12 protein-coding genes and 1 pseudogene are annotated in these 13,397 nt (G+C 39.0%); 6 read left to right on the top strand and 7 right to left on the bottom strand.

Features of this window, described 5'->3' with window-relative positions; translation table 11 throughout:
• The first annotated feature begins 13 nt into the window (after positions 1-13).
• Both LMF89_RS00845 and LMF89_RS00850 read left to right on the top strand, forming a co-directional pair.
• Positions 14-1,057, top strand: a complete 1,044-nt coding sequence (locus LMF89_RS00845) for an ABC transporter substrate-binding protein (RefSeq protein ID WP_229533444.1) — start codon at positions 14-16, stop codon at positions 1,055-1,057.
• Between the two features lie 307 nt (positions 1,058-1,364).
• Positions 1,365-2,027, top strand: a complete 663-nt coding sequence (locus LMF89_RS00850; RefSeq protein WP_229533445.1) for a TetR/AcrR family transcriptional regulator — start codon at positions 1,365-1,367, stop codon at positions 2,025-2,027.
• A gap of 95 nt (positions 2,028-2,122) precedes the next feature.
• On the opposite strand, the gene LMF89_RS00855 is transcribed toward LMF89_RS00850, so the two are convergent.
• From LMF89_RS00855 to citD, 6 genes are all read right to left on the bottom strand, one after another.
• Positions 2,123-3,421 (bottom strand): SLC13 family permease, encoded by a 1,299-nt coding sequence (locus tag LMF89_RS00855; protein WP_229533446.1) that lies wholly within the window; start codon positions 3,419-3,421, stop codon positions 2,123-2,125.
• A gap of 18 nt (positions 3,422-3,439) precedes the next feature.
• Positions 3,440-4,297 (bottom strand): DUF6282 family protein, encoded by an 858-nt coding sequence (locus LMF89_RS00860; protein ID WP_229533447.1) that lies wholly within the window; start codon positions 4,295-4,297, stop codon positions 3,440-3,442.
• A 78-nt stretch (positions 4,298-4,375) separates the two neighbouring features.
• On the bottom strand, positions 4,376-6,721 hold the full coding sequence (locus LMF89_RS00865) for a hydratase (protein WP_229533448.1): 2,346 nt from the start codon (positions 6,719-6,721) through the stop codon (positions 4,376-4,378).
• Positions 6,722-6,797: 76 nt separating this feature from the next.
• A complete protein-coding gene (gene citF, locus LMF89_RS00870) occupies positions 6,798-8,336 on the bottom strand; it encodes a citrate lyase subunit alpha (protein WP_229533449.1) in 1,539 nt (512 codons plus the stop codon).
• Positions 8,333-9,220 (bottom strand): aldolase/citrate lyase family protein, encoded by an 888-nt coding sequence (locus tag LMF89_RS00875; protein ID WP_229533450.1) that lies wholly within the window; start codon positions 9,218-9,220, stop codon positions 8,333-8,335. The genes citF and LMF89_RS00875 overlap by 4 nt, the downstream gene beginning before the upstream one ends.
• Positions 9,217-9,504: a citrate lyase acyl carrier protein gene (gene citD / locus LMF89_RS00880; protein ID WP_229533451.1), complete on the bottom strand. Its 288-nt coding sequence runs from the start codon at positions 9,502-9,504 to the stop codon at positions 9,217-9,219. The genes LMF89_RS00875 and citD overlap by 4 nt, the downstream gene beginning before the upstream one ends.
• A 161-nt stretch (positions 9,505-9,665) precedes the next feature.
• On the opposite strand from citD, the gene LMF89_RS00885 reads away from it, so the two are divergent.
• Together LMF89_RS00885 and LMF89_RS00890 are read left to right on the top strand one after the other, a co-directional pair.
• Entirely contained in the window at positions 9,666-10,592 is a 927-nt protein-coding gene (locus tag LMF89_RS00885; RefSeq protein ID WP_229533452.1) for a LysR family transcriptional regulator, read from the top strand.
• A gap of 107 nt (positions 10,593-10,699) precedes the next feature.
• Positions 10,700-11,830 carry a mechanosensitive ion channel family protein gene (locus LMF89_RS00890; RefSeq protein ID WP_229533453.1) on the top strand — a complete coding sequence of 377 codons (1,131 nt, stop codon included), beginning with the start codon at positions 10,700-10,702 and terminating at the stop codon, positions 11,828-11,830.
• Between the two features lie 65 nt (positions 11,831-11,895).
• On the opposite strand, the gene LMF89_RS00895 is transcribed toward LMF89_RS00890, so the two are convergent.
• Positions 11,896-12,501: a nitrogen regulation protein NR(II) gene (locus LMF89_RS00895; RefSeq protein WP_229533454.1), complete on the bottom strand. Its 606-nt coding sequence runs from the start codon at positions 12,499-12,501 to the stop codon at positions 11,896-11,898.
• Positions 12,502-12,625: 124 nt separating this feature from the next.
• Here LMF89_RS00895 and LMF89_RS00900 point away from each other — a divergent pair, with 124 nt between their 5' ends.
• Positions 12,626-12,679, top strand: a complete 54-nt coding sequence (locus LMF89_RS00900; RefSeq protein ID WP_229533547.1) for a hypothetical protein — start codon at positions 12,626-12,628, stop codon at positions 12,677-12,679.
• A gap of 29 nt (positions 12,680-12,708) precedes the next feature.
• Positions 12,709-12,753 (top strand): annotated as a pseudogene (locus LMF89_RS26045) (hypothetical protein); the annotation flags it as partial.
• Positions 12,754-13,397 lie beyond the last annotated feature (644 nt).

Genomic DNA, 13,397 nt, shown 5'->3' on the forward strand with positions numbered 1-13,397 from the left:
GAGGAGATGTATAATGAAAAAAACGAGACTGAACCCGATTATCCTTATCCTATGCTTTATGGGCATCCTGTCACTAGCAGGCTGTGGTCAATCCAATCCTGCTGCTACACCAAAAGCTGCCTCAACCCCTTCCCAAAGCAATGATGCAAAGTATCCCGTTACCATCTCTAATTACGACAGTAATGAAAACCCAATTTCCTATACCTATAAAAAGACTCCTGAAAGGGTGGCCGTTATTCACCCAGGCGCAACAGAACTGCTGTTAGAATTAGGCCTTGAAGGTCGTATTTTATCCACCATCGCACCCTATGGAGCTCCATTAGACCGGATAGCCGAGAAATATGCCCAGCTTACTATCATGAAGGCCAAATATCTTCCTTCCCAAGAAGAACTGCTAGAAATGCAGCCAGATATGATCATTGGCTGGGCTCATAATTTTCGTTCCAGCGAACTAGGCAATGTAGAGTCCTGGCAGGAACGCGGCATTGGAACCTTTGTAATGCAAAGTACACTAACCAAAAGCGAACCCACTCTCGATAATGTCGTCTATGCCTTTATTGCTGATATGGGCACCATCTTCGGCATTCCGGAAAAAACGACTCCTTATATCCAAAACCTCAAAGACCGCGTTGGCAAAATCCAAGCAGCGACCAAAAACATTCCTCAGAAAAAAACAGTGATTGTACTGCAAGATCATTTCAATGGTACCTTTTCGGTCTATGACAGCCATTATTTAATTAGTAACATGATCGATCTTGCTGGTGGCAAGAACCTTTGTCAAGACACAACTTCCTTTGTCGGTGCCGAAAAAGTACTGGCCTTTGACCCGGATTTCATTATCTATGTATCCCATGATAAAAATGAAGGTACAAAGGATCTTACTGATGAAGAAGCATTAAAAGCGTTACATGAAGTCTCAGCATTACAAAGTATGAGAGCGATTCAGAAAGGCAACATTATTAACCTTCCTTTCTTCACTGTTAATAACGGTGGAATCCGTACAGTTGATGCAATCGAGAAAATTTCTCATGCACTCTACCCTGAACAATATCAATAAAAAAACACTGACACGTTTAAAACATATAAAACAATCGAACCACAAAGGCGCAAAGGACACAAAGGATCTTATTTTTATTTTTCGTGTACTCCTTTGTGTGCCGCAGCAGCGGCATTGTGCCTTTGTGGTTCATAAATTACTTATATTTTTTCACTTACAAAACTAATAAATTCTAGTGCTAAGAAATCAGAACTTCTTTATGCTGATTACTTAACATAAAGCTATACTTTGTTCTTGACAAAATTTTCTTTTTTATTTAAAATGTTAACTGATCGTAGTCAGTTTCATGGAAGAGGGGGTGTTCTTTATGATTAGAGTTACGAAAGATCCTGAAATACGCCAAGCTGAGCTGATGGATGCAGCGCAAGAACTGTTTATTTTACTGGGATATCAGCAAACTACAGTAAGTACGATCGTGAAAAAGGTGGGCGTAGCCCAAGGAACATTCTATTATTATTTTGCTTCTAAAGAAGCGATCTTAGAAGCGATATTTGCCCGCCATGTGACAACTATGCTCCTGGAAGTTCAGACCTTTTATTCCAACCAAAATACGGTATTAGAGAAATTACAACTATTTTTTAACCTTTTCTACAAATTATGCTATTGTGATGAACCAGGCCTGATCGGTAAGATTTTATATAAAGAGAAACAGGGTTTGTTAATTAATAAACTTTGGCGGCAAATGCTGTTCACTACGCAGCCAATCTTTAAAGGAATCCTAGAGCAAGGCAACAAAGAAGGGCTAACAAATGTCATACATATGGATGAAACATTTTCTTTTTTTGCTGGCATTATGGCTGCCTTACTGGAAGCAAGCTCGCCTTTAGAGTTTGATCGTGAAGTAGATCCGGTCATCGTAGCGAATAAATTAGAAATTGCCGGAAAATTAATTGAAAATTTATTAGGAGCACCTGTCGGCAGCATTCACTTAGACCCATTGGATAGTAAACACTGTCTACAGCAGCTGTAATATGGTGCTGCATCTTTTACATGGTCAACAAATAGAAAGTCCCTGCTATATTCCATAAACAGAATATAGCAGGGACTTTTATTATGAATACTGTCTTATATCATAACGGAGATTATGATACTTACAATTGCAGCAGCTCCAAGACACATCGGAACTGCTTTGAACAACAAATTGGAAAATAAGCTGTTACGATCCTCTTCGTTGGTGCATGAGCCTAATAACAGGCTGCCGCCGGAAGAGAAGGGAGAAATCGCGGTCGCTTGAGCACCAATAACAACACTAATGAACAGAACCATTGGGTTAATGCCCGTTGCAGCTACAATAGAAGGAATGATGGGAAATAAAGCTGGAGTAACCACTCCCAGTGTACTACTAAAAAATGACATAATTCCACCAACAATGCTTAGTGCAATAGGCACCAGGAAAGCAGGCATATTGCCTCCAATCCATTTTGCAAGAAGTTGAATAGTTCCGGCTTTGATCGCCACTGAAATCAGCATGCCAACACCGCAAATCATAATTAGTGTGCCCCATGGAACCTTAGCAACAACCTTTTTCTCATCGGCAAGCTTAAGCATAAGTGCCACTGCAGAAAACACAATGGAGATAAGACCAATGTCAATTTTAGAGTTAATAAAGGTAATGGTCTTGTTAATAGGAAAGATCATATGCAAAACAGGAGCAGCCAGTACAATAACCATCATCAAAGCAATAAGGTATAAGGTTGTCTTTTGCTTCTGGTCAAAAGGCTCTGGTTTTTCAATATTCAAGCTTTTACTAAGTATCTTTTTTGTATTAGTGAATAATAGTAATCCAAAAATAACCAGAATGGGAATAATCATGGTGCTTACAAATATGGCAGTTGTGTAGCCAAAAGCTATTTCAGCAGGATAACCGGCAGACTCAATTAAGCTTTTAAAGACAATACCGCTTTGACTGGTCATAAAGTTGGCCCCTGCCAGTGCACCATAGTTAGCGGCTACCGCACCGATCATTTTGCTCATGCCGGTCTTTTCACACAGCAGAAGAGTAATGGGGGCCATGAAAGCCAAAACGGTAAAAAATCCTGCACCTAAGCTAGCAATCAGTACTGCTGCAAAAAAAATAACAAAGGGAAGTATTCGTGGCATTTTGCGGCAGCTATACAGCAAATATGTTGCAAGTTTCTCCAATGTACCATTTACAAGAGCAAAGTTATAGAAAAGAGAAACTGCAAAAATGACAAAGAAAATGCTCATTGGCCACATACTAATGACTTCACTGGTCTTTAGATTTAAGAAGAAGCATCCAATGATGTATGCAAAGGAAATAGCAAAAAATCCGGTGTTAATCTTAGTTTTATAACCTAGGGCAATCGAAACTGCAATTGCAAGCACAACAATAAAGCTAATCATATTTCCTCCTCGTATAAACTATTTATTTAATCCAAGTAGCATAGATGGGATTTTCTTGGTCATTACATCAAGTTGTTCTTTGGTAATGCCATTGTCAGCCAGGTACTGCATGTATTCTTCCAATGCCAATTCCCAGTTAGGATTCTCAACTTGTCCACCATCTGTGTCAACCATTACGTTTTTATAACCGACTTCCTTTATGATCAGTAGATTATCTTCGAGATTGCTTTTGTAAAGACCACCACCCATAGGCTGAGCGTAACATCTTTCCAAATATACGTTATAATCCTTTACAATTCTTATCTGATCATCATGGGACATTCCTACAACCCAAAATTCCGGATGAGTAATAACAATTTTGTTTAAGCCCATACTTTTTGCCTGATCAACCACAGGAAAAATTTCTTCTGGAGATAAATGTCCTGTTCCAAGAACAGCATCATATTCCTTAATCATTTTAAAAATTTCCTTAAGAGGTTCCTTTACTTTTCCATTGTCTAAGCATTCAATACCGCCTGTTTTTCCGTTTTTCCGCAATTGATTAGCAGCATGGGTTGTTGGCAGCCAGACTACTTTAGCACCCATTTTCAGACCGGTTTCTACTGCAACGGTATTTAGACCGCCGATGGCATTATTCAAAGTTATGCTGCCAAACATCGTAAAGTTATTACTTCCTTTATGGACAATCTTATTATGCTCATTTACCAGAAATGCTCGATTCATGGTTGTACCATGGTGAGATTTAATTACAATTGCTCGAGCACCGACCCTGATTCCAGCCTCCATCATTTGAAAATCGTTGTAGGCCCTTTCTCGGATATCTGGCAATGAATGAACATGCATATCAATGACGCCTTTTAGTGAAACTTTTTCCATAATATCTCTACCTCTCCTTTCATTACTTTTCATTTTGTGACCAATTTTTCTAGAATACCGTCCCAACTATATTAATTTTTAACCTTTGTTTGATTTCACATAATAATTGATCAAAGAACCTGCCAAGATAATATCTCGGTCATTCCTTGACAAATTCTCAAGTTTTAAATCAATAGCATTTTTACCATGAGAATTTATAATGAAAGCTTGAATTTTATCTGCACCATTTTCAATTGCCTTACGGATTTCTGGGATGTATAGGAAATCATCTACTGAAAGCTTCCCTTTGTCATCCTCATCAATTGAAAAAGGAATCATGCCCCAATTCATCAAATTGCTGCGATATCGTTTGGTAGCATATTCAATAGCAATATTTGCATCCCCACCTAAAACTCTTTGGCAAGAAGCTGCCTGTTCTCGTGCTGAGCCATCACCAGGTTTGATGGCAAAGATAATACTGCCAAGCCCTGTATTTATGATCAAGTTTTGCAGTTGTTCTGCTGTTTGTCCATCTTCTAGATTTGCTAAAAAAAGCTCTTCAATTTCTTCGAACCCTTGCCCTTTCTCTAATAAAGCTTGGCGTTTTTGCTCCATTTTTTGAATTGCTTTCGCTCTGCCGACATATTGAGGATCTCTGCGAGATAAAGTAAACTCAGCCAGTTTTAAGGGGTTTGAACGATAAGATGAAGTTTCACCTGAAGGTATGAGCTCGTCCGTTGTCGTAACAGGATCTAAAAGCACAGCCGAAATTTTAAGTAACAGGTTCTCTGGCAATGACCGTATCTTTGGCCACGGAATAATATTAGGTCCAAAAACTAGGTCTTCTTCCGGATGAGGCTTCCCAAACCCTTGGTATATTCGATTCCTATAGATCTCCTGATTGAATGTATATGGTAATACCACGGAGGAAAAGTCCACTTCAGTTGCTGCTGTTAGGATGCCGCCATGTAAAGCAGTCGCTGCAATGGAACGGGCATCCATCAATGCCACTGAGGCTAATTGACCATTATCTGGTTTAGAGCCTTCACGGTTCAGGAAATTTCGAGTAGTATGACGAATACTAAGGGCATGATTAGCAGGGACATCGCCAGCACCAAAACAAGGACCACAGAATGCCGATCGTATGCTAGCGCCTGCAATCGTCAATTTTTCAATAGAACGGTTATTCATAAGTTCAAGAAATACAGGTTGGCTGGAAGGATATACACTTAAGGAAAACTCGCCCAGAGATTTTTTCCCAATGATCTGCGCCATCGCCACAATATTTTCATAAGTACCGCCAGCACAGCCAGCAACAACAGCTTGCTCTACTTTTAGCCGGCCATTAACGATCTTATCTGTTAATTGAAATGTAACATTGGGATTGTCAATCAACTTGCGGCCTTCGGCTTCCACTTGGTGCAGAATGTCAGCCATATTTTGGTTTAGCTCAGAAATGGTCCAGGCATTGCTGGGATGAAAAGGCAACGCAATCATCGGTTCAACACGACTTAAATCTACTTTTACTAATCCATCATAGTAACTCACTTCCTGAGGATCTAACTTCCGATAAGCGTCAGAACGACCATGAATCTTGTAATATTCTTCTACCTGTTCATCAGTACGCCAAATGGAAGATAGACAAGTGGTCTCTGTAGTCATAACATCAATGCCATTGCGATAATCCACAGTAAGGTTAGTGATGCCAGGCCCAACAAACTCCATGACCTTGTTTTTGACCATGCCATTTTTAAAGACTGCCTTGATGATAGCAAGAGCAACATCTTGAGGTCCAACACCTGGTGCCGGGCAGCCTTCAAGATATACCGCAATCACTTCTGGGTAACTAATATCATAGGTACGCTCAAGAAGTTGTTTAGCGATTTCCCCGCCGCCTTCACCGATAGCCATAGTTCCTAAGGCTCCATAACGGGTATGACTGTCGGAACCGAGAATCATCTTGCCACAACCAGCCATCATCTCACGCATGTACTGATGAATGACCGCTTGATGCGTAGGAACGAAGATCCCGCCATATTTACGAGCGGCTGAAAAACCAAAAACATGATCATCTTCGTTAATGGTTCCGCCAACGGCACAAAGGCTGTTATGGCAGTTTGTGAGTACATACGGAACAGGAAATTCATTTAAACCGCTGGCACAAGCAGTCTGAATAATTCCCACATAGGTGATATCGTGAGAAGCTAGCGCATCAAACCGCAATCTTAAGTTTTTTTTATCCTCGGCCCGATTGTGATCAGCTAGAATTTGAAAAGCAATGGTACCTGCGCGAGCTCGTTCTTGCTCTATGCTAGCTTCCAGCAATGGTTCCAGCCCTTCATAAGCCAAACGATTATTAATTTCCGCTAACTCTAGTTTATCAGCATCTTTTAGAATCACTTGCCCTTTTAAAAGATAAATACCCTGATCTAATAGTTCCACCATACAATAACTCCTCTTTCAATCTGTAGTTTTTTAGCGCATAAAAAGTATATATATTGCATTTTTTATCTCAATTTAATTATACTGTTGTTCGAATCACATCAATCAAAGTTCCATCCCGATATTCAACCACCGCAGCTATTTTATCACTCACTTGAATCGGGTCGGGTTTTCCGGCAAATTCATAAGCAAGATCTCTTAATTCTTCAATATCCATGATAGGAAGGTTGGCTGTCTTTAGGTTTTTAATTAACTCTTTACGCTGAGGGTTAATCGCGACTCCCCGCTCCGTAACAATGATATCCACCGTCTCTCCAGGAGTACAAACCGTATGTACCTGATCCATCACCATCGGCAAACGACCGCGCAAAAGTGGTGCCACCACAATCGACAACGCAGCACCTGCAGCTGTATCTTGGTGACCGCCGACAGCTCCCATGATTACGCCATTAGAGTCGGTAATGACATTGACATTAAAGTCCACGTCCACTTCCGTAGCACTTAAAATCACTACGTCGAGCTGGTTCACAATCGGTCCTCGATTATGAGGATTGGCATAAAAAGAGGCTGACATTTCCTGATGATTTCTATTTTTCTTTATGGATTCTATGGACGGAATATCAAAATCTTGTACATCATATACCGCTTTAATTAGTCCCTCTTCTAACATTTCAATAAAGGGTGCCGTTACACCACCTAAACCAAAACTGGCTGTGATGCCATGTTTTTTCATTTTTTCTTTCAAGAAACGAGCGGCTGCTAAGGATGCTCCCCCGCTGCCTAATTGGATAGAATAGTCTTGTTTAAAATATCCGGAGTATTCGATTGCTGTTGCAGCATATTGGGCAATAAGCAATTCCCGGGGATCTTTACTAATCCGTAGTGCTCCAGATGCAATCCCTTTTGGGTCACCAATGGCTTCTACTGGCACAATATAATCCACTTGCGTTTGTGGAATGCTGATGGGAAAAAGAGGATAAGGCACCAGATAATCGGTTATAGCCACTACTTTATCCGCATAAGCTGCATCCACCATTGCATATCCCAAAGATCCGCAGGCTGATTTTCCTTCGACACCATTGATATTACCATAGGTATCACAGGCAGGTGCCCCAATAAAAGCAACATCTATGTGCAGTTCACCGCATTCAATGGCTCTAGCCCGTCCACCGTGAGAACGAATAATGGTTGGTTTGGAGAGTTTGCCGCTGGTCAAAAGCTGCCCTAGTTTCCCCCGAGCACCACTGGTTTCTACTGCCGTAATCACACCCTGTTCAATATAGGGAATGATTTCTTCATTAATGGTGTTAAGTGAGCTAGGTGCTAATGTCAGACCTTTTATGCCCTTTTTGGCAATGGCAGCCATCACCATATTTAAGACATAATCGCCATTACGGAAATGATGATGAAAGGAAATGGTCATGCCATCTTTTAGTCCTGCTGCATCAATCGCTTGTTCAATGGACTGAAGGACTTTCTCGGATCGTGGTTTATTGGCAACAATCCTAGGACCTGTGATTTGACCGATTGGCACGTTAGAAAAAGGATCAACATAAGGCTTTACATTTTTAATTCCTGCTATTTTTTCTGGTATGTCTCTGCCGACTCCATTGATCACAATGTTGTCCCCCTTTCGTTCTTGCCAACTGCATTGGCATATGCCAGTGTTCGCTGCGCTCTCTTTACAACTGGTATATCAATCATTTTTCCATTTAAGGATACAACGCCCGATTTACGGGTCAATGATTCTTCATAGGCTGCAATAACTCTTTGTGCATGATCAATTTCTTTTTCCGTTGGTGTGTAGATTTCATGCACAATGTTTATTTGTCGTGGATTGACTACGGATTTTCCATCAAAGCCCATCTCTTTAATACGAGTCGTTTCCGCAATAAAATCTTCTTCATTGTTGACATCACCAAATACAGTGTCTATGGCATGAATCCCTGCTTCTCTGGCTGCCAGGATCAATTGTCCTCTGCCGGCAAAAAATTCTTTGCCGTCTTTGGTTCGAGAAGTCTGTAAATCGGCTAAGTAATCTTCCCCTCCAATAGCAATTGCTACCATTCGTGGGCTTGCTGCAGCAATGGAATAGGCATTGTGGATCCCCTTTGCTGTTTCAATGGCAGCCATCATGTTAATGCTGCCAGGAAGGAATCCATGTTTTATTTCAGCAGCAGTAATCAGCTCATCAATTTCCTCAATGTCAGCAGCTGTTTCTGCTTTAGGCAGGCGTATGAGATCGGGTTTTACGGCTAAAATGGTTTCTAAATCTTTATAGCCAAAAGGAGTGCTGATATGATTAATGCGTACTGCAACTTCACAAGAATAGTTGATGGATTTCATGGCGTTATATACCAAATGACGCGCCGCATCTTTCTCGCTAAGGGCCACGGAATCTTCTAAATCAAAGATAATGGTATCCGCTCCATAGATTCCCGCATTGATTAGCATGCCTGGATTATTGCCGGGTACGAACATCATGGTTCTGCGTAATTTCATCCTAGTACCTCCTCTCCCGTTGCTCTATCAATTGCCGTCATCATACGAGCTCGAATCGTACAATCTAAAGCACCTCTATCATTAGCTGATACATGGACAGCATCAATGCCTTGTTCGCGCAAGACTTCTTGAATCACATTTTTGATTTGACGGCCATACTTTTTCAGCACGGGACTGGTCAGCTCAACATAAATTCCTTTATCTGCTGAGACAGGCGTAAGAATGATTAAAATGTCATTTGACTCAACTGTACCAGCTTGACTTGGCTGAATAATTTGTAACATACAATACCTCCACGCATTTTCAAAAGATGATTCATTGTTGTTATCTTCAGAATCTTTCTATTTCAATTGAATTGTACTATAATAAAATCAATAAATAAAATATCGATATTTTATAAAATCCATAAAATATTTTTATGGCTATTTGAGAGTGAGGAAATACAATGGATGATAAAGATTGCATCATTTTAAAAATTATCTCTGAAGAAAAAAACATTACTAAAGCAGCTGAACGTCTATATATTTCTCAGCCAGCTCTCAGTTATCGTCTAAAGAATCTTGAAAAAGAATTTAAAGCTCAAATTGTTATACGCAATACTACAGGAATCGTCTTTACCCCTCAAGGGGAGGAATTACTGACCTACGCTTTAGAGACACTCACCAAGTTGACAACCATTCGAGAGCGTATTCATAATATGAAAAATTCGGTACAAGGCTCTTTACGCATCGGAACTTCTTCTGTCTTTGCTCATTGTGAACTTCCTTCCATACTCAAAGGCTTCCTTACTCTCTATCCCAATGTCGAGATATCAGTAAAAACAGGTTTAAGTTCTAAAATGTATACATTACTGCAAAAAGAAGAAACGACAATTGCCATTTTACGGGGCGACCGTTTCTGGCCGGAAGAAAAATACATGCTGAGTGAAGAACCACTTTGTCTTGCAGCCTGCCAGCCAGTTGATTTTAAGGATTTACCCTATCTTCCCCGTATTCATTATGGAACAGATTCTGCGTTAAAAGATATGGTCCATAATTGGTGGCGTGAATCTTATTCTTGCCCATCAAAAATAACGATGGAAGTCGATAGTATGGATACCTGCCGGCAGATGGTTCTCCACAACCTAGGATGGGCGATCTTACCAGCTATCGGCTTAAAAGAACAGCCCTCACTTTTTACACGAGAATTATACTGGCGTGACAATACCCCTGTTTTACGAAGAACATGGATGTTATGTCGCACTTCATCCCTAAACCTTTCTGCTGTTCAAGCTTTTGTCGACTATATAAAAGATTGTTATAACTTAAACAATTCGATCCACCTGCCTTCCCATAAAATAATTCATCCCTCATTGTCAGATTTGCAATCATAACTTTGTTACACTCCAAAATCTTCCTACAACATATGCATTGCAGACTTAAACAAAAAGAATTACAATAATGACTAATGAATCACTTTTTTATAACAGGGGGTAGATATATGGATTATAGCTTTTGGAGTACTACCACACATTATTATCAGCTAATCGAAACTGCTTTTAGTTATGAGCATGGATATCGTTTAGGAGTATCAATAGTCATTTTTTTATTTTTTTGGCTATTTAGAAATAAATTTACAAAGTACATTCTTTATTTGCTAGTAAAAATTTGTAACACAAAAGCAACTACAAATGAATATTTAATAACTGCATTTAGGTGTCCTTTAGTAAATACAATCGTCGCATTAGGAACTTATCTAGCATTACGAAATGTTTTTCCTCTTACCTATGATCATTTATTGGATCAACTGTTCCGTTCTTTCATTGTTCTCTTTATGGCCCATGGCATACATACGTTAGTGAAGCTTTATGGAAACAATGTGGAAGAATTAGGTAATCTTCTTGATATCAACGTTGATAAGATCTTGATTCCATTCTTCTCAAAAATGATCCGCTTTCTAATTCTGGCACTTGCCTTTGTAACAATCTGCAGTAACTGGGGATACGACATTAATGGTTTTATCGCAGGTCTCGGTTTAGGCGGGCTTGCGTTTGCATTGGCAGCTAAAGATCTGCTAGCCAATATATTTTCAGGAATGGTGATTATTACAGATCGCCCCTTTAGCATTGGCGACTGGATAAAAACAAGCGATTTGGAAGGAACCATAGAAGATATTAATTTTCGAAGCACCAAAATTAGAACCTTTGAGCACGCTTTGGTAACAGTACCAAATTCCAATCTTATCAATGCTCCTATTATTAATTTTACAAAACGAAAAATGCGCAGGATTACCTTTAACCTTGGAGTAACATACGATACTCCAAGTCATGCCCTCAAAAAGTGTATTGAAAAAATTCAGCATATGCTTGTGCAGCATCCTTCCATTGATAATAAGACGATTTTTGTTAAGTTTGATTCATTTGGTGAAAGCGGCTTACAAATCTTTATGTACTTCTTCACAAAAACTACAATCTGGGAAGAATATTTAAATATCAAACAAGATGTTAACTTTCAAATCCTGAAAATACTAGAAGAAGAAAATGTAAGTATTGCCTTCCCTAGCACCAGTCACTATTTCGAAACACCTCTTCAAATCGTTAATCCTGCTCAATCAATTTTGACAAAAGAGTGAAAAATAAAAAGATCGCTGCTGTATGGCTAAAATAGTCCAAACAGGTACAGCGATCTTTTTATCTTTTATTTACTTAAATCTTGTTTTAGACGCATCTTTTCACTGCAAACTGGGCAAATATCATGAGTTAGCTCTGCCTCTGAATGATTCATAAGATACTTTTCCAATGCCATCCATTCACCTTTTTCATCATGAATACGATGACATACTGAACAAATAGGAATCATCCCTTGCAGTTGAGTAATGAGAGAAACATCCTCAGCAATCACAATTACCATAGTATTCTTTTCGTAATAGATAGGAGAAGCTGTCACTAAGAGGGTCAATACTTTGACTTCACCTTGATGAATAACATGAAAAGTGCCTTTATTACGGGAAACCACTTTGCCATTCAAAGCTTCAAGCACACTTTTTCGTAAAATACATTTCCTGCAAACAATGCATTCTCCACATCCTTCAAGAGTATCAGCATTAATGCATTTTAGTATGTCTCCACACTTTTGTAAGTAGGCTTCTTCATTCGAAATATTAAAAATGTTTTGGGCAGCCTCATTGATGACCTCTATTTTCGTTGCATCGTTGACTATCATTAGAGCTAGCGGCAGAGTTTTTAATAGAAAAGCTGCAAAGTCACCATCTAGCTCATTCCATTGATATCCCGTTCCTTGCATGATCTTCCCCACCTTATTTTACAAAGTTATACTCACTTCTCCTCTATATAGTATAATTATTTTTCTTATCCATTAGTTCGACATATCCTTTCTACTACCTTCTTTAACTGATATTCAAAATGGGCTGCTTCCTGAAGAAGTAATCCTAAGGCAGAAACAATATGGCTTTAATGACTAGATGAAAAAGATAAAGAACCACTTCTTCGTAAATTTATCAATCAGTTTAAAGACTTCCTAGTCCTTATCTATTAGCAGCTAGTGTCATTTCTGTTTTTATCGGTGAAATCACTTTGTGGAAAATCTAGGTTCATCCTGTAAATTAGAAATCTAAAATATAAATTGGTATCAGAATCTTCAATCATATCACCTATAATAATCGCTAGGAGTATATATTACCTCTAGTCGAAATAAAAAAACGGGAGATAATAATAACGGAGGTGATCATTTAGAATTTGCAAAAGAAATTGCAAAAAATGAGAGCAAAAAAGAGCAAAAAAAATGAAAAGAATTGTTAAAATAAAACAGAAAGTTTCCTTTTGAAATTGATCAATTAAATTATAAAAGCCTTTCCTGAATTAAGTAGTATAAAGAGGGTTCTTCCTGAAAGCCAGGATGACCATACTACAATTAATTCCGATTTCATAACTATCAAATATAATTAATATGAAATGTATAGAATTACTGAAAGGCGGAAATAAAAAAATAGACTTCTTAATCATCTTAATCAAGTCTATGATGTAGCGTCACCAGTCTTAATTCTTATTAAATAAAGATGCACAACGTACTCGATAACGGATAAAATAGCTGCGGTAATAATTGCACCCGAAAGACTGATTAGAGAGTCTGGGGCTTATTCCTGCCAATACTAACCTCAAAGTACTTACCGAAATATCTAA

It is taken from the genome of Pelosinus baikalensis (assembly GCF_020819555.1).
Taxonomy (GTDB): Bacteria; Bacillota; Negativicutes; order DSM-13327; family DSM-13327; genus Pelosinus; species Pelosinus baikalensis.

Bases quoted from the DNA above. Each gene is read 5' to 3' on its own strand.
- citD (WP_229533451.1), bottom strand. From the start codon at position 9,504: ATGTTACAAATTATTCAGCCAAGTCAAGCTGGTACAGTTGAGTCAAAT.
- LMF89_RS00845 (WP_229533444.1), top strand. From the start codon at position 14: ATGAAAAAAACGAGACTGAACCCGATTATCCTTATCCTATGCTTTATG.
- LMF89_RS00895 (WP_229533454.1), bottom strand. From the start codon at position 12,501: ATGCAAGGAACGGGATATCAATGGAATGAGCTAGATGGTGACTTTGCA.
- LMF89_RS00885 (WP_229533452.1), top strand. From the start codon at position 9,666: ATGGATGATAAAGATTGCATCATTTTAAAAATTATCTCTGAAGAAAAA.
- LMF89_RS00890 (WP_229533453.1), top strand. From the start codon at position 10,700: ATGGATTATAGCTTTTGGAGTACTACCACACATTATTATCAGCTAATC.
- LMF89_RS00855 (WP_229533446.1), bottom strand. From the start codon at position 3,421: ATGATTAGCTTTATTGTTGTGCTTGCAATTGCAGTTTCGATTGCCCTA.
- LMF89_RS00860 (WP_229533447.1), bottom strand. From the start codon at position 4,297: ATGGAAAAAGTTTCACTAAAAGGCGTCATTGATATGCATGTTCATTCA.
- LMF89_RS00865 (WP_229533448.1), bottom strand. From the start codon at position 6,721: ATGGTGGAACTATTAGATCAGGGTATTTATCTTTTAAAAGGGCAAGTG.
- LMF89_RS00875 (WP_229533450.1), bottom strand. From the start codon at position 9,220: ATGAAATTACGCAGAACCATGATGTTCGTACCCGGCAATAATCCAGGC.
- LMF89_RS00850 (WP_229533445.1), top strand. From the start codon at position 1,365: ATGATTAGAGTTACGAAAGATCCTGAAATACGCCAAGCTGAGCTGATG.